We start from the raw sequence: 22,165 nt of genomic DNA on the forward strand, positions 1-22,165 counted from the left end.
CCCCCTACAGCTCCGCCAGCAGTTCCGCCTTCTTCGCGGAGAACTCCTCGTCCGTCACCAGCCCCGCCGCGTGCAGCTCGCCGAGGTGGCGGATCCGGTCGGCGACGTCGGCCGGGTCGCGCCGGGCCGGTGCCGGGACCAGGGCCGCCGTCCCCCGCTGCCCGCGCACGGCGGCGAGGACGGCCGCGGCGAACGGCAGGGACTCGTGGACGGGCCCGTACCCGAGCCCGAAGACGACGGAGGCGGGGTCCTGGTCGGGCTGCGCGGCCGGTGTCTCGCCCCGCAGCAGCCGCAGGTGCCCCTCGAAGACCTCCGGCGAGCGCCACTCGACGCCGGTCAGCTCGGCGACGTCGAAGCTCTGGTCGCCCGCCTTCCACTTCGCGGAGGACGCGCCCGTCCAGAACCAGCGGAAGCGGACGGTGCGGCCGTCGAAGGACGCCTTCGCGTCGTACGCCTTGAAGGCGAGCGGGACCTCGGGGGCGTCGATGAGGAACCGTTCCGCCGGGCCCGTGGCGGTGAGCAGGCCGCGCAGCTCCTCCGCGTAGTACTCGGCGAGGGCGTCGCGCTCGGCGGGCAGGACGAGCCGGTAGGGGTCGGCGCCCTCCTTGAGCTGGCCGTCGGCCGCGGCGAGCAGCGGATCGGCGCCTTCGCGCAGGTCGAGGCTCAGGACGACGGTCCCGCGTCTGCCGGGGGACAGGGACACGCCCTCGACCGCCGCGAGCGGGACACGCCGTTCACCGAGCGCCGCGAAGAGCTTCGGCGCCCGCATCCCCCGTTCGTAGCGGATGAGCACGGAGTCGGACTCGAACTCCCAGGCGGCATGCGAACCGGCCAGTACATCACCCATGCGGCTCATCGTATGCGGGACCCGCATCTTCGTCCCCTCCTCGCGCATACCGCACTTCCTGCTGTTTCTACGCGCGTCCGACCGTGGTAGTAGCGGACAAACCCGCCCTGCAGGCGCCGTCATCTCCGGCGCACCGCACCGCGTCATACGCGCCAGTGCCGATCTCGGCGAAGTTGCGCAGGCTGTCGGTGCCGGGCTCGAAGTACCCGGCGTGCCCGCGCGCCTCCTTCGCGGACAGGCGGCGCGCGCCGAACCCCGCCGAGACGGGGTCCTCGCCGTGCCCGAGCCCGCCGAGTTCGAGGTAGGGGACGTCCTGGATCCAGTCGTCCGCGTCCCGCATCGCCCATACGCGCGCGGACGTGTGCAGGTGGGACGCCTTCTCGACGCGCATCCCGGGGCTCCCGGCGACCGCTATGTCGGCCACGCGCGCGGGCATGGCGTGCGCGGCGACCCCGCAGACGACGGAGCCGTAGCTGTGGCAGAACAGCGACACCGGCGCCTTCCCGGGCAGCGCCCGCAGCAGGGCGTTCAGGCGGACGGCGCCGTCCTCGGCGCGCATCGCGGTCGCCGAGTCGATGCCGAGCCCGGCGGGGGCGGTGTAGTCGGCCCAGGCGATGACGGCCGTCCCGGTCCGCGGGCTCGCCTCGCGCTCGGCGGCGTACAGGGCCTGGGCCATGCCGACGGGGGCGGCGTACCTGCGGACCGTCCGCTCGAAGGTGAGCAGGTCGGTGTCGACTCCGGGGACGACGACGGAGACGCGGGCGGCGGTCGTCAGGTCGCCGAAGACCTCGGCGGCCCGGCCCTCGCCCTCGGGGTCGAAGGCGAGGATCTGCCGGCCGCCGGTCGCCATGCTCTCGAAGCGGTGCATGCGGCGGCCCGCCTCGCGCTGGCCGTCCTCGCTGAGCCTGCGGTCGTGCATGCGGGCGCGCTCGACGGCGATGGCCTGGCCGAGCGCGACGCGGTTGGCGCGGTAGCGGAGCTTGACCGGGGCGCCGTTCATGTTGCCGACGGCGAGCGGGTACGCGTGCGCGAGCGCGTTGCGCTGCGAGCCGGTGAGGGTGGCGAAGAAGCGGGCCAGGAGCGCGGGCGCCTGGTCGGGGTCCGGCAGGCTGTGGCCGTCCGCGAAACCGTGCCGCCAGGCGGAGCGGGAGGCTTCGAGGGCGCTGTCGGAGTGGTGGTTGCGCAGGGCGGTCCACCCGGTGGTCGACAGCATCACGAACACCACGGCCAGCGCGAGGAGTGCGCGCCAGACGCCGAGCTGGGGAGAGGAGTCGAAGGAAGTCACTGGGAGGACACACTAGGAGAACGGAAGGGTCTCGGGGGCTTTCAGTGACGGGGATCACGTTTTGATAAATAGGGGTGTGGGCAGCGGTCCGGTCAGCTCTCCCGCCGGATTCCCTCAGCTCTCGCGCCAGGTCCCGAAGAGTCCGGGTCCCACCTGATCGAGGTACAGCGCCGTCCGCTCCCGCATGTCCGCCAGGCTCACGCTCCCGCCGTGGGCCCAGCCGCGCTCCGCGACCCGGATCACCCCGCTGAACAGCGCGACCACCAGGCGCGGCCGCAGATCCTCGGCGAGGTCCACGCCCTCGCGCTCCGCGACGATCCCGGCGATCAGCTCCTCCAGCTCCGCCGAGCGCCGCAGATGGGCGGCGAACAGCGCGGGCGTCTCCTCGATCACGCGGTAGCCGTGGACGTACAGCTCCATCGGGACGACGCGCTCGATCGCCTCGTCCATGGTCCCGAGGCTTTCGCGCAGCGCCCGGCCCATCGCCTCGAACGGCGGCTCGTGGGGCGGGCGCGCGCGTAGGCACGCCACGAAGTGGTCCTCGGCGACGCGCGGGACGAACAGGGCGACCTCCTCCTTGCTCGCGAAGTAGCGGAAGAAGGTGCGCTGCGAGACCTCGACGGCGGCCACGATCTCGTCGACGGTCGTGTGTTCGTATCCCTGGGTCGTGAAGAGCGCGAGCGCGGCTCTGACCAGGGCGTCCCTGGTGTGTTGCTTCTTGCGTTCGCGCAGCGTCGGCATAGGTGTCAGTCACCGGCTTGTGTAAGGGTTCGTCAATTGTCAGTAGCTGTCACTAGCGTAGAAGGCATGACTAGTCAGACCACGTTAAAAACGGCGGGCCACGGGGACGGGGCGCCGCCACCGGGCGGGACACCGGGCGAGGGAGCGCGCGGCGAGGGGCTGCGCGGGCACCCCTGGTTCACGCTGATCACCGTCGCCGTCGGCGTCATGATGGTCGCCCTGGACGGCACCATCGTGGCCATCGCCAACCCGGCCATCCAGAAAGACCTCGGCGCCACGTTCGCGCAGGTGCAGTGGATCACCAACGGCTACTTCCTCGCCCTCGCGGTCTCCCTGATCACCGCGGGCAAGCTCGGCGACCGCTTCGGGCACCGCCAGACGTTCCTGATAGGCGTGGCCGGTTTCGCGCTCGCCTCGGGCGCGATCGGCCTCTCCTCCAGCGTCACCACGGTCGTCGTCTTCCGTGTCCTGCAAGGGCTGTTCGGGGCGCTGCTGATGCCGGCGGCGCTCGGGCTGCTGCGGGCGACGTTCCCCGCCGAGAAGCTGAACATGGCCATCGGGATCTGGGGCATGGTCGTCGGCGCGTCCACCGCGGGCGGGCCGATCCTCGGCGGGGTGCTCGTCGAGCACGTCAGCTGGCAGTCGGTGTTCTTCATCAACGTGCCGGTCGGTGTCCTCGCCGTCGCGCTCGGCGTGTGGATCCTGCTCGACCACCGCGCGGACAACGCGCCGCGCTCCTTCGACCTCCTCGGCATCGGGCTGCTGTCCGGCGCGGTGTTCTGTCTCGTCTGGGCCCTCATCAAGGCGCCCGAGTGGGGCTGGGGCGGCGGGCTGACCTGGACGTTCCTCGCGGTCTCGGTGGCCGGGTTCGGGGTGTTCGCGTTCTGGGAGACGAAGGTGAAGGAGCCGCTGATCCCGCTCGGGCTCTTCCGCTCGGTGCCGCTCTCCGCCGGTGTGGTCCTCATGGTCCTCATGGCCATCGCCTTCATGGGCGGGCTCTTCTTCGTGACGTTCTACCTCCAGAACGTCCATGGGCTCAGCCCCATCGACGCCGGCCTCCACCTCCTGCCGCTGACCGGCATGATGATCGTCGGCTCGCCGCTCGCGGGCGCGATGATCACGCGCTTCGGGCCGCGCGTCCCCCTCGCTGGGGGCATGGCCTGCACCGCCGTCGCCATGTACGGCGTCTCCACGCTCGACACGGACACCGGCAGCCTCGCCATGTCCATCTGGTTCGCCCTCCTCGGCCTCGGTCTCGCGCCGGTCATGGTCGGCGCGACCGAGGTCATCGTCGGCAACGCGGCCATGGAACTCTCCGGGGTCGCCGGCGGGCTCCAGCAGGCCGCCATGCAGATCGGCGGCAGCCTCGGGACGGCCGTCCTCGGCGCGATCATGGCCTCCAAGGTCGACAGCGCGCTGCCGGGGAACTGGAAGGCCGCGGGGCTGCCCGAGATGACGCCGGCCCAGCTCGACCAAGCCTCCGAGGCGGTGCAGGTCGGGGCGGCCCCGATCGCGCCGGGTACGCCTCCCGAGGTCGCCGCGAAGATCACCGGCGTCGCGCACGACACCTTCATCGCCGGGATGAGCCTCGCGTCGCTCGTGGCCACAGGGGTCGCCGTGTTCGCCGTGCTGGTGGCGTTCCTGACGAAACGGGGGCAGAACGCGGGGGGTTCGGGGGGCGGGGTGCACATCTGACCTGGCCGGGAGCGCCTGCACGTCGACCTCTTTTCTGACACCCCGTCAACTCGCCGCCTGTCAACGGAACTGACGGAACGTCAATGAAGTTCCCCAATCAGGGTGACTTCCCTAAAGGTTCCTCGCGCGGCGTTCCCGGCGCGCGTCACAGTGGGTCATGCCCAGGGCTGCGGCGCGCTGCCGGAGGGGGACAGCGCGCCGCGGCCCCGGGGATCCGCCGGCCTGAGCCGGCTCCGCCGTCAGGCGGGGAGCGGCCAGCTCGGTCCGTCCGGTCGGTTCGGGTTCGGTCGTCATCTGGCGACGGCCGGGTCCTCCGGTTCGACGTGTAGGGGCGCGAGGCGCGTACTCCCGTGTGAAACCGCCTCATTGGGTACCCGGCTCTGTGAAGTGCCCCCACGCGCAAGGGAGTCGACCCATGTCAGGGTTCGGGCGCGGAACACGTAGGAACCCCCGTCCACGTGGCCGGATGAGGTCAGGGGACAGGCTGGACCGTGGGACGCTCGGGATCGTCGGGGTGGTTTTCGCCGTCGCCGGTTTCTTTGTGCTGGGGATCCTGCTGGGGCCGGTGGCCGTGGTGTGCGGCTGGCTGGCGATGGGCCGCCGCTGGGCACCCCGCGCGGTCGCACCGCTGGTCGCGGTGGTACTGGGCGCCCTCGACACCCTGCTCGCCCTGCTGTGGCTCGCGGGGACGCCGGGGAGCGGATGGATGTAGCCCCCGGAACCTTGTAGACCCCGGGACCTACAAGGTCCCGGGGTCTACAAGGGGGTCTGCGGGCCCCCGTCGGAGGGCTCACGTGCCGGAGGGCTCACGTGCCGGAGGGCCTACGCGTCGCCCCCCGCCGCCCCCGGATCCGCCGCCGCGACGTCGAGCAGCTGGTACCGGTCGATCGCCTGCTTCAGTGCCGACCGGTCCACCTTCCCCTCCTTGGCGAGTTCCGTGAGGACGCCGAGGACGATCGACTGGGCGTCGATGTGGAAGAAGCGGCGGGCGGCGCCGCGGGTGTCGGCGAAGCCGAAGCCGTCGGCGCCGAGGGACTGGTAGGTGCCGGGCACCCAGCGGGCGATCTGGTCGGGAACGGACCGCATCCAGTCGGAGACGGCGATGAACGGCCCCTCGGCGCCGGAGAGTTTGCGGGTGACGTACGGGATCCGCTGGTCCTCCTCGGGGTGGAGGAGGTTGTGGCGCTCGACCTCGACGGCCTCGCGGCGCAGCTCGTTCCAGGAGGTCGCCGACCAGACGTCCGCCTTGACGTTCCACTCCTGCGCGAGGATCTTCTGGGCCTCCAGCGCCCAGGGGACCGCGACACCGGAGGCGAGGATCTGGGCCGGCGTCGAGCCCGCCGTGCCGGACGAGATCCGGTGGACGCCCTTGACGATGCCCTCGACGTCGACGTCCTCCGGCTCCGCCGGATGCTGGATCGGCTCGTTGTAGACGGTGAGGTAGTAGAAGACGTCCTCGCTGTCCGGGCCGTACATGCGCCGCAGGCCGTCCTGGACGATGTGGGCGATCTCGTACGCGTACGCGGGGTCGTAGGCGACGCAGCCGGGGTTCGTGGAGGCCAGCAACTGCGAGTGGCCGTCGGCGTGTTGAAGGCCCTCGCCGGTCAGCGTCGTGCGTCCGGCGGTCGCGCCGAGGACGAAGCCGCGCGCGAGCTGGTCGGACATCTGCCAGAACTGGTCGCCGGTGCGCTGGAAACCGAACATCGAGTAGAAGACGTAGACCGGGATGAGCGGTTCGCCGTGGGTCGCGTACGCCGAGCCCGCCGCGATCAGCGACGCCGTGCAGCCCGCCTCGGAGATGCCGTCGTGGAGCATCTGCCCGGTCGGCGACTCCTTGTAGGCGAGCAGGAGTTCACGGTCGACGGACTCGTACTGCTGGCCGAGCGGGTTGTAGATCTTCGCGCTCGGGAAGAAGGAGTCCATGCCGAACGTGCGGTACTCGTCGGGCGCGATCAGCACGAACCGGCGGCCCAACTCCTTGTCCCGCATGAGGTCCTTGAGCAGTCGGACGAACGCCATGGTGGTGGCGATGGACTGCTGCCCGGTACCCTTCTTCACGGTCGCGTACGCCTTGTCGTCCGGCAGGGAGAGAGGCTTCGCGCGGACGACCCGCGTGGGCACGTACCCGCCGAGCGAGGTGCGGCGGTCGTGCATGTACTGGATCTCCTCCGAGTCCCGCCCCGGGTGGTAGTACGGCGGCAGGCCGGACTCCAACTGCTGGTCGGAGATGGGGAGATGGAGGCGGTCACGGAAGCCCTTGAGGTCGGCGACCGTCAGCTTCTTCATCTGGTGCGTGGCGTTGCGGCCCTCGAAGTTGGGGCCCAGCGTCCAGCCCTTGACGGTCTTCGCGAGGATGACCGTCGGCTGCCCCTTGTGCTCGACGGCGGCCTTGAACGCCGCGTAGATCTTCTTGTGGTCGTGCCCGCCGCGCCCGAGGTGCAGGATCTGATCGTCCGTCATGCCATCGACCATCGCCCGCAGTCGCTGGTCGTCACCGAAGAAGTGGTCGCGGATGTAGGCGCCGGACTCGGTCGCGTACGTCTGGAACTGGCCGTCCGGCGTGGTGTTCATCCGGTTGACGAGGATGCCGTCGCGGTCCTGCGCGAGCAGCGGGTCCCAACTGCGGTCCCAGATCAGCTTGATGACGTTCCAGCCGGCGCCCCGGAACACGGACTCCAGCTCCTGGATCACCTTGCCGTTGCCGCGCACGGGCCCGTCGAGGCGCTGGAGGTTGCAGTTGACGACGAACGTGAGGTTGTCCAGGCCCTCGCGGGCGGCGATCGTCAACTGGCCCAGCGACTCCGGCTCGTCCATCTCGCCGTCGCCGAGGAACGCCCAGACGTGCGACTTCGAGGTGTCGGCGATCTCGCGGGCGTGCATGTAGCGGTTCATCCGGGCCTGGTAGATCGCGCCGATCGGGCCGAGGCCCATCGAGACGGTCGGGAACTCCCAGAAGTCCGGCATGAGACGCGGGTGCGGATACGAGGAAAGCCCGTACGGGGCCCGGGACTTCTCCTGGCGGAACGCGTCGAGGTGCTGCTCGGAGAGGCGGTCCAGGAGGAACGCGCGGGCGTAGATGCCGGGGGAGGCGTGGCCCTGGAAGAAGACCTGGTCGCCACCGTCGCCCTCGTCCTTGCCGCGGAAGAAATGGTTGAAGCCGACGTCGTACAGGGACGCGGACGACGCGAACGTCGCGATGTGGCCGCCGACGCCGATGCCGGGGCGCTGCGCGCGCGAGACCATCACGGCCGCGTTCCAGCGGGTCGCGTTGAGGATCCTGCGCTCGATCTCCTCGTTGCCCGGGAAGAACGGCTCGCTCTTGGTGGGGATCGTGTTGACGTAGTCCGTGCTGCGCATCTCGGGGACGGCGACGCGCTTCTCGCGGGCGCGCTCGATGAGCCTCAGCATCAGGTAGCGGGCACGTTCGCGGCCCCGCTCGTCGATGGCGGCGTCGAGGGAGTCGAGCCACTCCTGGGTTTCCTCGGGATCGAAGTCAGGAACCTGACTCGGAAGGCCGCCAATGATGATCGGATTGCGATCGGATCCGGAAGCCACGCTGTTCCTTACCTGTCAGAGGGCCGCCGGAGGCCCGTGAGGGCCCCGGGAGCCGCATATTCCGGTATGCCTGCTGCACCGTTCCCCATCGTGTACCTGGGGGCGTCAAACGTCACCTTCTGCGAGTCGGCGATTTCCAAACGCGCAAACGGGGCAGAAGGGTGTGGTGTGTGTCACCTTTGCTGTGGAAACCGTGCCTGGAGTTGCGGCGACACGGCCCGGATCGTCACCGTTTAGGCGGTCCGAACCGCCGGGTACTTGCGCGATCCGCCCCGCCCGTGTGGACTACGGCCAACACCACGCGCGTACGCGTGGCCGAGTTGTCATCGAAGGAAACATGATCAGGAGGCAGACCGTGAGCGCGACCGCGGACCACGCGGAGACGAGCCTGGCCGTACGGCTGGGTTTCCAGCCCGACCAGGTGGTCCAGGAGATCGGCTACGACGAGGACGTAGACCAGGAGCTCCGTGAGTCCATCGAGGAGACCGTCGGCAGTGAGCTGGTGGACGAGGACTACGACGATGTGGCAGACGCCGTCGTCCTCTGGTTCCGTGACGACGACGGCGACCTGACGGACGCCCTGGTCGACGCCCTCGGGCTCCTTGAGGAGGACGGCTCCATCCTCCTCCTCACCCCGAAGACCGGGCGGGACGGCTACATCGAGCCCAGCGACATCAACGACGCCGCCCAGACGGCCGGTCTCTCGCAGACCAAGAGCGTCAGCGCCGGCAAGGACTGGGTCGGCACCCGCCTCCTGAGCCCCAAGGCCGCGAAGCGGTAACCCCTTCCTCACCCGAAACGGCGGGCGCGCATCCCCCTCCGGGGAGAGCCGCACCCGCCGTTTCGCATTCCCCGCCCCTTACGCGCGCGTGCCGCCGTCTCGGGGGCGGGCTCTGCTCGGGCGACCAGCCCGGATACGTCCGGATGTCGGGGCGCGGCGTGACGGGATGACGGGCCCCACGTCCCGTCGGCGCGGACCGGCTCGCGCGTTGCCGTCCCGACGGCCGGCACGGGAGCACAGCAGCCGGACCGGGGCGCCTCGCGGGCGCGCGGTGGGGCTGGCCTTGCGCACCCACCGGGGCGGGCCGACGGGGAACGCCGAGGGGTTCAGCCAGTCCAGGAGGGGGCCCCACGGCTTCGGCCGGAACCGCGGGCGCGCGGGTGCTCTCGCCTCGGGGTGGGCCGCACGTCCGCTCCCGGGCGGGAGCCGTGTCCGATCGGGGCAGGGCCCGCGTCCGCTCCCGGGCGGGCCCGCTTCTGTGTGACACGGGGCGCGCGTGCCCATCGCCTCGACGCCGGCGCCCGAGCCCCGGCGCCCGCCTCCGCAGCGTTCCCGCCCACGCCCCGACCTTGTGCTTGCGGCCTGCCCCTGGCTCTGCGTCCATGCCCCCGGTGCCCCTGCCCGTTCCCCGGCGTCCGACGGCGCCCGGCCCCGCAGGCCCGGCCCTCTGCCCGTTACCCGGCCCTCGGCCCCGTAGGCCCGGCGTCCGCCCCCGCGCGTCCCGGAGCTGTGTCCGGTGCTGGGTCCGTGGCCCTGGTGCTACCTGGCCTCCGTGGGCCTTACCTGCTCCCCGTACGCTGTTCTCCCTCGAATGGGTCAGTGGAAGGGAAGGGACGCGATGGTGGTGCAGGTCGGGGACGAGGCGCCGGGGTTCGAGCTCAAGGACAACCACGGGGCGACGGTGCGGCTCTCGGATTTCCGGGGCGAGAAGAACGTCGTGCTGTTGTTCTACCCGTTCGCGTTCACCGGGGTGTGCACGGGGGAGCTGTGCGAGGTCAGGGACAACCTGCCGAAGTTCGAGGACCGGGACACGCAGGTGCTGGCGGTGTCGAACGACTCGATCCACACGCTGCGGGTGTTCGGGGAGCAGGAGGGGTTGGAGTACCCGCTGCTGAGCGACTTCTGGCCGCACGGCGAGGTCTCGCGCGCGTACGGCGTGTTCGCGGAGGACAAGGGCTGCGCGGTGCGCGGGACGTTCGTGATCGACAAGGCGGGCGTCGTCCGGTGGACCGTCGTGAACGCCCTGCCCGACGCGCGCGATCTTGAGGAGTACGTCAAGGCCCTCGACACCCTGTGATTCTTCGGGGTCACGGCCTGCGGGGTCCGGGAACCCGTCACTAGGATCGGAACGTTGATCCGACATCCGAAGCACGACGGGGCTCCCCGCCCCAGAAACCCAATGGAGGACTCGTGGGAGTCAGCCTCAGCAAGGGCGGCAACGTATCGCTGACCAAGGAGGCCCCCGGCCTGACCGCGGTCATCGTCGGTCTGGGCTGGGACGTCCGCACCACGACCGGCACGGACTTCGACCTGGACGCCAGCGCCCTGCTGGTCGACTCGTCCGGCAAGGTCGCCAGCGACGCGAACTTCGTCTTCTTCAACAACCTCAAGAGCCCGGACGGCTCCGTCGAGCACACCGGCGACAACATCACCGGTGAGGGCGAGGGCGACGACGAGCAGATCAAGGTCAACCTCGCCGGCGTCCCGGCCGACGTCGACAAGATCGTCTTCCCGGTCTCGATCTACGACGCCGAGAACCGCCAGCAGTCCTTCGGCCAGGTCCGCAACGCGTTCATCCGCGTCGTGAACCAGGCCGGCGAGGCCGAGATCGCCCGCTACGACCTCTCCGAGGACGCGTCGACGGAGACGGCGATGGTCTTCGGCGAGCTGTACCGGCACGGCGCCGAGTGGAAGTTCCGCGCGATCGGCCAGGGCTACGCCTCGGGCCTGCGCGGCATCGCCCAGGACTTCGGCGTCAACGTCTGACGCGCGTTTGCGCACCCCGGCGCCGTCGCCCGTTTAGCGGCGGCGCCGGGAGCGCAGGACAACCTCAGGAGCACCACCAGGGGAGGACCAGCAACATGGGCGTCACGCTCGCCAAGGGAGGAAACGTCTCCCTGTCCAAGGCCGCGCCGAACCTCACGCAAGTGCTGGTCGGCCTCGGCTGGGACGCGCGCTCCACCACCGGAGCCCCCTTCGACCTCGACGCCAGCGCCCTGCTGTGCAACAACGGCCGGGTCCTGGGCGACGAGTGGTTCGTCTTCTACAACCAGCTGACCAGCCCGGACGGCTCGGTGGAGCACACCGGCGACAACCTCACGGGCGAGGGCGACGGCGACGACGAGTCGCTGATCGTCGACCTCACGAAGGTCCCGGCGAACGTCGACAAGATCGTCTTCCCGGTCTCGATCCATATGGCCGACGAGCGCGGCCAGACCTTCGGCCAGGTCTCCAACGCGTTCATCCGCGTCGTCAACCAGGCCGACGGCCAGGAACTCGCCCGCTACGACCTCTCCGAGGACGCCTCCTCGGAGACCGCGATGATCTTCGGCGAGCTGTACCGCTACCAGGGGGAGTGGAAGTTCCGTGCGGTGGGTCAGGGGTACGCGTCGGGATTGCGGGGCATCGCTCTAGACTTCGGAGTCAACGTTTCGTAAAGCCGAGTACGGCGCGGGGGAGACCCGTACCTACGGATTGGGTAGCCAGTGCTTCTGAAAACCTTTGGCTGGTCGTTCGCGGTCACCGCGATCGGTCTGGTCGTCGGGGTCCTCTACGACGGATGGACCGGCCTCGGCGTCGTGGCGATCCTGTCCATCCTGGAGATCTCCCTGTCGTTCGACAACGCGGTGGTCAACGCCGGGATCCTGAAGAAGATGAACGCCTTCTGGCAGCGCATCTTCCTCACGGTCGGCGTGCTCATCGCCGTCTTCGGCATGCGGCTGGTGTTCCCGGTCGTGATCGTCGCGATCAGCGCCAAACTCGGCCCGATCGAAGCCGTCGACCTCGCCCTCAACGACAAGAACCGCTACCAGGAACTGGTCACCGACGCGCACGCGTCGATCGCCGCCTTCGGCGGCATGTTCCTGCTGATGATCTTCCTGGACTTCATCTTCGAGGACCGGGACATCAAGTGGCTGGGCTGGATCGAGCGCCCGCTCGCCAAACTCGGCAAGGTCGACATGCTGTCGGTCTGCATCGCCCTCGTCGTCCTGCTGATCGCCGCGGTCACGGTCGCCCCCAACGCCCACATCCACGGCGGCGGACACGTCGACAAATCCGAGACGGTCCTGCTCTCCGGCATCCTCGGCCTGATCACCTACCTCGTCGTCGGCGGGCTCTCCGGATACTTCGAGGGCAAGCTCGAAGAGGAGGAGGAACGCGAGCACGAGCAGGAGGAAGAGGCCAAGCGCTCGGGCAAGCAGAAGCCGGTCATCCTGCTCGCCGGCCGCGCCGCGTTCTTCATGTTCCTCTACCTCGAAGTCCTCGACGCGTCGTTCTCCTTCGACGGCGTCATCGGCGCCTTCGCCATCACCAACGACATCGTCCTGATGGCCGTCGGCCTCGGCGTCGGCGCCATGTACGTCCGGTCGCTGACCGTCTACCTGGTCCGCCAGGGCACCCTCGACGACTACGTCTACCTGGAGCACGGCGCGCACTACGCGATCGGCGCCCTCGCCGTCCTCCTCATGGTCACCATCCAGTACGAGATCCACGAGGTCATCACCGGCCTGATCGGCGTCTTCCTGATCGCCTGGTCCTTCTGGTCCTCGGTCCGCCGCAACCGCGCGCTGGCGGCCGAAGAGGGAAAAGGCTCTGACGAGAAGGCGGAGGTGCCCTCCGGCGTCTGAGACGTGAGACCGGAGTGTGATCACCTTCCGGATGAGGAAAGCTTCTGACGGGGCGGCTGTCCGTACGGCCGCCCCGTCGGGCTATCCCGGGCGGGGCTGGACGAGAGGGACATGAGGCGGGCGATGGGGTTCTTCGACGGGCTGCTGGGCAGCCGCGCGGCCGACTTCGACTCGGGCAGCGCGGCGAGCAACGCGATCGAGCTGAGCAAACGGCATCCGCAGGTCTCCCTGACGAAACAGGGCGCGGCCAGCGGCAACCTCCGCGTCAACCTGACCTGGCGGATGCGGACGTCCGACTTCGGCGGCATGCAGCGCGAGAGCCTGCTGCGCCACCCCTTCAAGGCGCTCAAGCCGCCGGAGGTCGTCGGGCACAGCCAGAGCATGGTCAACGTCGACCTCGACCTCGGCTGCCTGTACGAGCTCTCCGACGGCTCCCGGGGCGTCGTCCAGCCGCTCGGCGGCTTCCTCGGCGACGTCAACGGGCCGCCGTACGTCAAGCTCAGCGGCGACGACCGGTTCGGGTCGGCGTCCGGCGAGACCATGTACGTCAACCTCGACCACCGCGAGAACATCAGGCGGCTGCTGGTGTTCGTCTACATCTACGACCAGACGCCCGCGTTCGACCGTACGCACGCGATGGTCACGCTCTACCCGAGCAACGGGCCCCGAATAGAGGTCGGCCTCGACGAACGGCACCCGCAGGCGCGGTCCTGCGCGGTCGTGATGATCGAGAACGTCAAGGGGGAGCTGATGGTGCGCCGCGAGGTGAAGTTCGTGTACGGGTTCCAGGCGGAGCTGGACCGGCTGTACGGGTGGGGGCTGCAGTGGGGGCGGGGGTACAAGGCGAAGGCCGAGAAGTAGTCCACGCCTCAGCCCTCAGCCCCGTCACTCCGAGCCCCGTGAAAAGTCCTATCGTCCGATGAACTGCGGTCCCTGCGGCGGCATCCGGAACTCCTGCGGGTAGCCGTACGCCGGGGCCGCCTGCCCGTACGTCGGCAGGGACGCCGGGTAGCCGTAGGCCGGCTGCTGCGGGGGCGCCGGCGGGCGCTCCGGCGGGGTGGGCTGCTCCGGCGGGAGGGGCTGGGAGAAGGTCTGGTGGCTCGCGGGGGGCTCCTCTGCTGCGGGGGAGTCCGTCTCCGGCTCCCCCTCCGACTCGTCCACCGAGATGCCGTAGTTGACGGCGAGGCCCCGCAGCCCGTCCGAGTAGCCCTCGCCGATCGCGCGGAACTTCCACCCCTCGCCCCGGCGGTACAGCTCGCCGCAGATCAGCGCGGTCTCCTCGCCGGTCTCGGGGCGGATCTCGAAGACGGCGATCGGGTCGGCGCCGTCGAGGCTCGCGTCGTACAGCAGGATCTGCAGGGACCGGACCCGGTCGAAGGCGACCCCGTCGGCCGAGGCGACGAGCAGGATTTGGCCGACGGCGGACTCGACGCCGGTGAGATCCGTCTGGATGGTGTCCGTGAGGGCGTCGGCGACGCGTTTCTTGCCGAGCCGCCACACCGTGCCGGAAGGATGCCGGGGCTGGTTGTAGAAGACGAAGTCCTCGTCGGAGCGCACCCGTCCGCCGGGGCCCAGGAGAAGCGCGGAGGCATCGACGTCCGGCACGTCCTGCCCGGGGTTCCAGCGCAGCACGGCACGGACCGTGTCGGCTTCGAGCGGGACGTTCGACCCCTTCAGCATCGCGTGCGTCATGCGGTCATCCTGCCCTCTCGCCGCTGATCACGACAACCAAGGGCAAGGCGCACGCAAGAGTCCATCGCCGGGTCCCGGTGGGCGTTACCAGAAATTCATGCCCGGCGGGAACTTTTGAACCGATCGGTACGTACTATTACCGGTCACCTGTTTCACAGAATCCACCAGGTTTGTCGTCCGTCACGGGGAGAGACATGCGTCACTTTGGGCACATCGCCCCGGAGGAGAGGCGGCGCCTCTTCCACCAGGAACCGTGCGAGTTCGCCGCGGACTCCCCGGCCCGGCTCCTGTCCGCGGCCCTCGGCGCCACGCTCTACAGCCCCGCGACCCGCCCCCGCCTCGCGGACGACGTCCTCAAGCAGGCCGCCCAGGGCGTCGTCTCCATGGTCCTGTGCCTGGAGGACTCCATCGGGGACGAGGACGTCGAGGCCGGCGAGGCGAACCTGGTCCACCAGTTCGCCGACCTCGCGACCCGCCCCGAGGGCCTGCCCCTGCTCTTCATCCGGGTGCGGACGGCCGACCAGATCCCCGACCTCGTCCGCCGCCTCGGCGACTCCGCGCGGCTGCTCAGCGGGTTCGTGTTCCCCAAGTTCACCGAGGAACGCGGCACCGCCTTCCTCGAAGCCCTCACCGCCGCCGAACTGGCCGGCGGACGCCGCCTGTTCGGGATGCCGGTCCTGGAGACACCCGAGCTGATGTACCGGGAGACCCGCGTCGAGGCCCTGGAGGGCATCGCCCGCGCCGTCGACAAGTACCGCGACCGCGTCCTCGCCCTGCGCCTGGGCGTCACCGACTTCTGCTCCTCCTACGGCCTGCGCCGTGCCCCCGACATGACCGCGTACGACGTCCAGATCGTCGCCTCCGTGATCGCCGACGTCGTCAACATGCTCGGCCGCGCCGACGGCACCGGGTTCACCGTGACCGGGCCGGTGTGGGAGTACTTCCGGGTCCCGCAGCGCATGTTCAAACCGCAGCTGCGCGCCAGCCCCTTCTTCGAGGGAGAGGCCGTCGAGCTGCGCGAACGCCTCATCGAGCACGCGATGGACGGCCTGCTGCGCGAGATCTCCCTCGACCACGCCAACGGCCTGCTCGGCAAGACCTGCATCCACCCCTCGCACGTCCCGGCGGTCCACGCCCTCTCGGTCGTCAGTCACGAGGAGCACAGCGACGCCGTCGACATCCTGCGCCCCGAGCGCGGCGGCGGGGGCGTGCTGCGCTCGCAGTACACGAACAAGATGAACGAGGTGAAGCCGCACCGCGCCTGGGCCGAACGCACCATGCTGCGCGCCGAGGTCTTCGGCGTGGCCCGCGAGGACGTCAGCTTCGTCGACCTGCTCGCGGCCGGGATCCCCGCCTGAGTCCGTGCGATGCGTATCGGTGACGTCATGAGGAGCGAAGTGAACGACGCGGTCTGGTCCGGCGATTGGGTGGCCAAGCGGCTCGGGGTCGAACTGGCCGGCGATCCGGCCCTGCCCGGGATGCTGGGGCTCGCCCTGCGCCGCAACCCCAAACGCGCGCACCTCCTCGTCTCCAACGTCCTCGGCAAGCACGTCCCCCAACTGCCGTCGGTGGTCTACGGGCACGGCTTCGCCCTCGGCCGCCGGGTCCGTGAACTCCTGGGCGCCGACGCCGAGTCGGCGGTGGTGCTGGGGTACGCCGAGACCGCGACGGGGCTCGGGCACTCCGTCGCGGACGGGGTGGGGGACGTGACGTACCTGCACTCGACCCGGCGGCCGGTGGCGGGAGTCGAGCGGGCCGGGGGCTTCGAGGAGGCCCACTCGCACGCGACGTCCCACCTGTTGCTGCCGGAGGACCCCGAACTCCTCGCGGGCGAGGGGCCGTTGGTGCTGGTCGACGACGAGTTCTCCACGGGGAACACGGTGTTGAACACGATCAGGGACCTGCACGAGCGGTATCCGAGACGCCGGTATGTGGTGGTGGCGTTGGTGGATATGAGGTCGGAGGCGGATGCGGGGAGGCTGGACGCGTTCGCGGGGGAGATCGGCGCGAGGATCGACTTGGTGACGACGGCGTCGGGGACGGTGCTGCTGCCGGAGGGGGTGCTGGAGAAGGGGCAGGAGTTGGTGGGGCGGTACGAATCGATCGCCGCTGAGGGCAACCCCCTAGGGGCGCGGGGCTGTGTTGAATCTGCGGCTACCGCCGCGTGGGCGCGACCAGCCCCCACAGACCCGCACCCGACGAACAACATCACCAGGGTCGACCTGCACTGGCCCCCCGGCCTTCCCGACGGCGGCCGGCACGGCTTCACCGCCCACCACCGAATACGCCTGGACGCCGAAGTCCCGGCCATGGCCGCGAGGTTGGCCGAGGCGCTACCGGCGGACGCCACCCGCGTGCACGTCCTCGGCTTCGAAGAGCTGATGTACGCCCCCCTCCGCCTCGCCCACGAGCTGGAGCGCATCGCCGACGCCGAGATCCGCTACTCCACGACGACCCGCTCCCCGGTCCTCGCCGTGGACGACCCCGGCTACGCGATCCGCACCCGCCTCACCTTCCCGGCGCACGACAACCCAGCGGACGGCCCGGGGGACCGGTACGTGTACAACATCGCCGGCGCCGGTTTCGACGCGGTGATCGTGGTCGTCGACTCGACAGCGGACACGCCCGAACTCCACGCACCGGAGGGCCTGTTGGCCCAGTTGGCCCAGCACACCCCGCAGGTGATCCTCGCGGTGATCCCGTCGTACACGCCCCTTTCGCACGACCTTGAAAGGCCCCGCATGCTGCCAGAGCCCCTCAGAGGCCCCGCCTTCTCCTCGTACGCCCCCGACGAGGTCGGCTGGCTGCTCCAGGACCTCTCGGACGTCACGCTGGAGGCGCCGACGGAGGAACGCGAGGAGGCGGTGCAGAGCGGCGGCGCGCACTACGCGGAGTCGCTACCGATCGAGTACCAGCCGAGCGAGGCGTACCAGGCCCTGTTCCAGGACGCGTTGACGGAGTCGGCGGCGCGGCTCGCGCAGGCGGTCGGCGTCGTCACCGAGACCGTCCTCGCGGAACGGTCGCCACGCCCCGTCCTCGTCTCGCTGGCCCGCGCCGGGACCCCCGTCGGTGTCCTGATGCGCCGCTGGGCCCAGCACCGGCACGGTCTCGAACTCCCGCACTACGCCGTGTCGATCGTGCGCGGGCGGGGCATCGACGCGAACGCGCTGCGCTGGCTGGCCGCGCACCACGACCCGGCCGACGTCGTGTTCGTCGACGGCTGGACCGGCAAGGGGGCGATCACGCGTGAACTGGCCGCCGCGATCGAGGAGTTCGAGCGGGCGGGGGGTGCGGTCGGGTTCGATCCGGAGATCGCGGTGCTCGCCGACCCGGGGTCCTGTGTGCGGACGTACGGCACGCGCGAGGACTTCCTGATCCCGTCGGCGTGTCTCAACTCGACCGTCTCCGGGCTGATTTCACGCACCGTGCTGCGGGCGGACCTGGTGGGGCCGGACGACTTCCACGGGGCCAAGTTCTACCGGGAGTTGGCCGGGGCCGACGTCTCGGTCGGCTTCCTGGACGCCGTGTCCGCGCGGTTCGCCGAGGTGGGGGACGCGGTCGACACGGCCGTCAAGGAACTGCTCGCGAGCGACCGGACGCCGTCCTGGGAAGGGTGGGCGGCCGTCGAGCGGATCAGCGAGGAGTACGGCATCCACGACGTGAACCTCGTCAAGCCGGGGGTGGGGGAGACGACCCGGGTGCTGTTGCGGCGGGTGCCGTGGAAGATCCTCGCGCGCGCGGGGGCCGGGGACGATCTGCGGCACGTCCGGCTGCTCGCCGAGCAGCGGGGGGTGCCGGTCGAGGAGGTCGCCGAACTTCCCTACACCTGCGTCGGGTTGATCCATCCCCAGTACACGCGCGGGGCCACCGGCGCCGACGGGAAAGCGGTGAGTGTCTGATGCGGGTTCTCGTCGCCAGCGACCTCGACCGGACGCTGATCTACTCGCCGTCCGCCCTCGCCCTCACGATGCCGGACGCGCGTGCGCCCCGGCTGCTGTGTGTCGAGGTCCACGAGGCGCGTCCGCTGTCCTTCATGACCGAGACGGCCGCGCAGTTGCTCTCCGAGCTGGGGGACGCGGCCGTGTTCGTGCCGACGACGACGCGGACGCGCAAGCAGTACCTCCGCATCAACCTGCCTGGTCCCGCGCCCGAGTTCGCGATCTGTGCGAACGGGGGGCATCTGCTGGTCGACGGGGTCAGCGACCCCGACTGGCACGGGGTCGTCACCGCGCGGCTCGCCGAGGAGTGTGCGCCGCTCGCGGAGATCCAGGCGCATCTGACGGCTGTGGCCGATCCCGTCTGGCTGCGCAAGCAGCGTGTCGCCGAGGATCTGTTCGCCTACCTCGTCGTCGAGCGGGAACTTCTCCCCGGTGAGTGGGTCAAGGAACTCACCGCCTGGGCCGAGGAGTTGGGCTGGGGCGTGTCCCTCCAGGGGCGCAAGCTCTACGTCGTCCCCAAGCCGTTGCGCAAGAGCGCCGCCGTCCACGAAGTGCTCCGCCGGACCGGTGCGGAGCTGAGCCTCGGCGCCGGTGACTCCCTCCTCGACGCGGACCTCCTCCACGCCGTCGACCACGCCTGGCGCCCCGGCCACGGCGAACTCGCCGACACGGGCTGGCTCGAACCGGGCGTCACCGCCCTCCCCGAGCGGGGGGTCCTCGCCGGCGAACGAATCCTCCGCGAGTTCCTGAAGGCGGCGCGTTCGGGGGTGTGAGGATTCGGGGGGCGGCTGCGGGTCCGCTGTGGCTGGTCGCGCAGTTCCCCGCGCCCCTAAAGGACTTGGGTGCTGCGCGTGGTCGAGTGCGGGTGATTACGCCTACGCGGCGGTAGCCGGATACAGCGTTGCGCCCCTGGAGCAGGTGGCGCGCGCCGCTCTGCCGCGTAGGCGTGATCGCCCACGCACGGCCTGCACTCGGCCATGGATGGGAACCACCCCACCCCTTAGCCGCAGCAGCCTCCGCCGCAACATCCCCCGCCTCCTTGGGGCTTCGGGGTGGAGGCTGTGCCGCCGACGGCTACCGTCGACAGCAGCTTCACCGTGTCCGCGTGGCCGGCGGGGCACTGTGCCGGGGCGGCGGACTCGGCCATGGGGCGGGACAGCTCGAAGGTGTCGCCGCAGGACCGGCACCGGTACTCGTAGCGGGGCATGCGCACAAGGTTAATGGTTGGGTGGGGAGTGTGGGGTAGGTGTGGTCGGGCTCCTGACCCCTGGTACCTGTAGTGCCCATAGTGTCCGTAGCACCTCTGAAGTACCTCTGAAGTACCTCTGACGTAGGGGTACTACGGGTAACACCCGTGCCGTGGACGTGTCTTGGGCCGGGGACTGTGACGAAGTCGCCCTCGCCGGTTTCCGCCGTACGCAGTGATTGCGTTCATTTCTGTCACTTTCCTGTGTGGAGAACTTGCGAAGAGCACTGGTAATTTGAGTGGGCCGCGAGAGCCGCGAGGTCGGGGGGACGCGGGGGGCTTCGCAACCGTGACCGGGTGACGAAACACCTCCCCGTGCGCCCGGTGCGTTCTTCTGCGCGGGCAGCCACGAATGCGGAGGGAGACGCTGTCGTGACCAGGCGGGGGGAGGGGGAGGAGCCCCAGAGGCCGGACGAGACCATGCAGTTGAAGGTCCCCGCCTCCTTCCGGGCGGACGAGACCATGCAACTGCGGGTCGCCGACCTGGAGATACCCGGGGCCGGGCAGCCTTCCGACGGGTCCAGCAGACTGGCCCGCAAGAAGGAGCTCCGGCCCTCCCCCTTGCGCCGCCTCATCGGCGCCGCCGCCCCCTACGTCCGCCGCCACCGGCCCCGCTACCCGCGCCCCGACCGCGACGGCTGGCGCCGCTGGGTCCCGTCCTGGCGGCAGTCGGCCGGCGCCGTCCTCGCCGGCACCGGCCTGAGCGTCGTCCTCCTCGGCGTCGCCTACGCGGCCACCGACATCCCCGACCTCAACTCGTACGCCAAACAGCAGGACAACGTCTTCTTCTGGGCCAGCGGCGCCCCGATGGCCCGTACCGGCTGGGTACAGCGCCAGGACATGCCCCTCAAGGACGTCCCGGAGGACGTCCGCTGGGCCGTCATCGCCGCCGAGAACGCCAGCTTCTACAGCGACCCCGGTATCTCCCTCAAAGGTATTAGCCGCGCCCTGCTGCGCACGGTCGGCTCGGGTGACACCCAGGGCGGCTCGACCATCACCCAGCAGTACGTCAAGAACGTCTACCTCAACCAGGACCAGACCATCAGCCGCAAGTTCACCGAGGCGATGATCGCGCTCAAGCTGGACAACCAGATGAGCAAGGACGACATACTCCAGGGCTACCTGAACACCAGCTGGTTCGGCCGCGGGACGTACGGGATCCAGCGCGCGGCGCAGGCGTACTACGGGAAGGACGTCGGCGAACTCAACGCCAGCGAGGGCGCGATGCTCGCCTCGCTCCTCAAGGGCGCCGGCCTGTACGACCCGACGCTCGGCGCCGCCAACCACGCGCGCGCGGTGGAACGCTGGAAGTGGATCCTCGACCGGATGGTCGACATCGGCAAGCTGTCGAAGCAGGAGCGCGCGACATACACGGCGTTCCCGGAGCCCCTGAAGCGCAACCCGCTTTATGACACGGGTCAACAGACCGACTATCTCGTCGAGTTGGCGACCCAGTACGTGAAGAAGTCGGCGAACATCTCCGACAAGGAATTCGACCTCGGCGGCTTTCAGATCTACACGACCTTCGACAAGGGCCGCGAGACGAGGCTCACCGAAGAGGTCACCAAGGCCCGCAAGCAGGCCCAGAAGGACGACCCGAAGAACGCCAAGGCCGCCCACTACGGCGCCGCCTCGGTCGGCGCCGACGGCCGGATCATCGCCGTCTACGGGGGCCCCGACCACCGTACGCAGGGCTACAACGAGTCCAACGCGACGACGGTGCCCGCCGGTTCGGCGTTCCAGCCGTTCGTCTACGCCGCCGGTCTCGAACACGGCGTCCGCAAGACCCGGGAGGGGCCGATCGAGCAGGTCTCCCCGCAGAGCCTGTACGACGGGAACGACGGGGCGCTGATCAAGACGCCCGAGGGGCCGTACTGGGACCGCAGTGGCAAACCGGTCGCGGCGAAGAACGACGCGGGCAAGTCGTACGGGAGCATCAGCCTGCGCCGGGCCCTCGCACTCGGCGTCAACGGGCCTTTCATGCAACTGGGGATGGACACCGGCCTCGACAAGGTGCGCCGGACGGCGGAGAGTTCGGGCCTGCTGTCCTCCAGCATCGGCGCGATGGTGCCCGCCCTGACCACCGGCAGCTCCACGCCGAGCGCGATCCGGATGGCCAGCGGCTACTCCACGTTCGCCGCGGGCGGCACCCACACCGAGCCGTACTCGGTGCGCAAGCTCACCCGCAACGGCAGCCAGGTCGACCTGGCCGTCCCGGAGAAGCGGCGGGCCATGAGCGAGGAGGTCGCCGGGCAGGTGACCGACGCGCTCGGCGACGCCTACCGCGCCGCCAACCCCTCGGCACCCGCCTCCGCGAACGTCGCCGGCAAGCACGGGACGACCGACAAGGACACCGCCTCCTGGTACGTCGGCACGGCCGACCAGGTCTCCACGGCCGTCGTCGTCTACCGCATCGACCTCACCAAGAGCCTCGAACCCCTGCCGTTGGAGGGCATCGCCGGTACCGCCGGCGACAGCGTCCCGTACGGCATCTGGTCGCGGGCCATGGACCCGCTCGACTGACCACCGGGCGCCTC

Annotated in this window: 18 protein-coding genes; 12 read left to right on the forward strand and 6 right to left on the reverse strand. The window is 70.1% G+C overall.

Annotation, left to right across the window (positions count from 1 at the left end; genetic code table 11):
• Positions 1-4: 4 nt before the first annotated feature.
• From IAG44_RS28225 to IAG44_RS28235, 3 genes are all read right to left on the reverse strand, one after another.
• Positions 5-847, reverse strand: a complete 843-nt coding sequence (locus tag IAG44_RS28225; RefSeq protein WP_187749882.1) for a DUF4429 domain-containing protein — start codon at positions 845-847, stop codon at positions 5-7.
• A gap of 67 nt (positions 848-914) precedes the next feature.
• On the reverse strand, positions 915-2,132 hold the full coding sequence (locus IAG44_RS28230) for an alpha/beta hydrolase (protein ID WP_187749883.1): 1,218 nt from the start codon (positions 2,130-2,132) through the stop codon (positions 915-917).
• A 114-nt stretch (positions 2,133-2,246) separates the two neighbouring features.
• Positions 2,247-2,873 (reverse strand): TetR family transcriptional regulator, encoded by a 627-nt coding sequence (locus IAG44_RS28235; RefSeq protein WP_187749884.1) that lies wholly within the window; start codon positions 2,871-2,873, stop codon positions 2,247-2,249.
• 66 nt (positions 2,874-2,939) lie between these two features.
• On the opposite strand from IAG44_RS28235, the gene IAG44_RS28240 reads away from it, so the two are divergent.
• Together IAG44_RS28240 and IAG44_RS28245 are read left to right on the forward strand one after the other, a co-directional pair.
• Positions 2,940-4,568, forward strand: a complete 1,629-nt coding sequence (locus tag IAG44_RS28240) for an MFS transporter (protein ID WP_187749885.1) — start codon at positions 2,940-2,942, stop codon at positions 4,566-4,568.
• A 415-nt stretch (positions 4,569-4,983) separates the two neighbouring features.
• Positions 4,984-5,280, forward strand: a complete 297-nt coding sequence (locus IAG44_RS28245; RefSeq protein WP_187749886.1) for a small hydrophobic protein — start codon at positions 4,984-4,986, stop codon at positions 5,278-5,280.
• Positions 5,281-5,390: 110 nt separating this feature from the next.
• On the opposite strand, the gene aceE is transcribed toward IAG44_RS28245, so the two are convergent.
• Positions 5,391-8,123, reverse strand: a complete 2,733-nt coding sequence (gene aceE, locus IAG44_RS28250; protein ID WP_187749887.1) for a pyruvate dehydrogenase (acetyl-transferring), homodimeric type — start codon at positions 8,121-8,123, stop codon at positions 5,391-5,393.
• A gap of 355 nt (positions 8,124-8,478) precedes the next feature.
• Between aceE and IAG44_RS28255 the strand changes: the two genes are divergently transcribed.
• The 6 genes from IAG44_RS28255 (at position 8,479) to IAG44_RS28280 (ending at position 13,613) form a co-directional block, all read left to right on the forward strand.
• A complete protein-coding gene (locus tag IAG44_RS28255; protein WP_187749888.1) occupies positions 8,479-8,904 on the forward strand; it encodes a DUF3052 domain-containing protein in 426 nt (141 codons plus the stop codon).
• A gap of 838 nt (positions 8,905-9,742) precedes the next feature.
• A complete protein-coding gene (locus tag IAG44_RS28260) occupies positions 9,743-10,201 on the forward strand; it encodes a peroxiredoxin (protein ID WP_187749889.1) in 459 nt (152 codons plus the stop codon).
• Positions 10,202-10,314: 113 nt separating this feature from the next.
• Entirely contained in the window at positions 10,315-10,890 is a 576-nt protein-coding gene (locus IAG44_RS28265; RefSeq protein ID WP_055719212.1) for a calcium homeostasis/redox stress adaptation protein, read from the forward strand.
• A gap of 95 nt (positions 10,891-10,985) precedes the next feature.
• Positions 10,986-11,561: a TerD family protein gene (locus IAG44_RS28270; protein WP_187749890.1), complete on the forward strand. Its 576-nt coding sequence runs from the start codon at positions 10,986-10,988 to the stop codon at positions 11,559-11,561.
• Between the two features lie 48 nt (positions 11,562-11,609).
• On the forward strand, positions 11,610-12,752 hold the full coding sequence (locus IAG44_RS28275) for a DUF475 domain-containing protein (protein WP_187749891.1): 1,143 nt from the start codon (positions 11,610-11,612) through the stop codon (positions 12,750-12,752).
• 123 nt (positions 12,753-12,875) lie between these two features.
• Entirely contained in the window at positions 12,876-13,613 is a 738-nt protein-coding gene (locus IAG44_RS28280; protein ID WP_187752891.1) for a TerD family protein, read from the forward strand.
• A gap of 48 nt (positions 13,614-13,661) precedes the next feature.
• Here the strand turns inward: IAG44_RS28280 and IAG44_RS28285 are convergent, their stop codons facing one another.
• On the reverse strand, positions 13,662-14,444 hold the full coding sequence (locus IAG44_RS28285; protein WP_187749892.1) for a TerD family protein: 783 nt from the start codon (positions 14,442-14,444) through the stop codon (positions 13,662-13,664).
• A 194-nt stretch (positions 14,445-14,638) separates the two neighbouring features.
• Between IAG44_RS28285 and IAG44_RS28290 the strand changes: the two genes are divergently transcribed.
• The 3 genes from IAG44_RS28290 to IAG44_RS28300 are packed head-to-tail and all read left to right on the forward strand — an operon-like array spanning position 14,639 to position 19,155.
• The gene (locus tag IAG44_RS28290) at positions 14,639-15,802 is read left to right on the forward strand and encodes an HpcH/HpaI aldolase/citrate lyase family protein (RefSeq protein ID WP_187749893.1); all 1,164 of its coding nucleotides are present in this window, start codon (positions 14,639-14,641) and stop codon (positions 15,800-15,802) included.
• Positions 15,803-15,829: 27 nt separating this feature from the next.
• Complete coding sequence (locus tag IAG44_RS28295; protein ID WP_187749894.1) at positions 15,830-18,343, forward strand: phosphoribosyltransferase; 2,514 nt, start codon at positions 15,830-15,832, stop codon at positions 18,341-18,343.
• The gene (locus IAG44_RS28300; RefSeq protein WP_187749895.1) at positions 18,343-19,155 is read left to right on the forward strand and encodes an HAD family hydrolase; all 813 of its coding nucleotides are present in this window, start codon (positions 18,343-18,345) and stop codon (positions 19,153-19,155) included. The genes IAG44_RS28295 and IAG44_RS28300 overlap by 1 nt, the downstream gene beginning before the upstream one ends.
• Positions 19,156-19,382: 227 nt before the next feature.
• On the opposite strand, the gene IAG44_RS28305 is transcribed toward IAG44_RS28300, so the two are convergent.
• Entirely contained in the window at positions 19,383-19,589 is a 207-nt protein-coding gene (locus tag IAG44_RS28305) for an FmdB family zinc ribbon protein (RefSeq protein WP_187749896.1), read from the reverse strand.
• A gap of 411 nt (positions 19,590-20,000) precedes the next feature.
• Here IAG44_RS28305 and IAG44_RS28310 point away from each other — a divergent pair, with 411 nt between their 5' ends.
• A complete protein-coding gene (locus tag IAG44_RS28310; RefSeq protein WP_425508475.1) occupies positions 20,001-22,151 on the forward strand; it encodes a transglycosylase domain-containing protein in 2,151 nt (716 codons plus the stop codon).
• Positions 22,152-22,165 lie beyond the last annotated feature (14 nt).

The sequence above is a fragment of the Streptomyces roseirectus genome, assembly GCF_014489635.1.
Taxonomy (GTDB): domain Bacteria; phylum Actinomycetota; class Actinomycetes; order Streptomycetales; family Streptomycetaceae; genus Streptomyces; species Streptomyces roseirectus.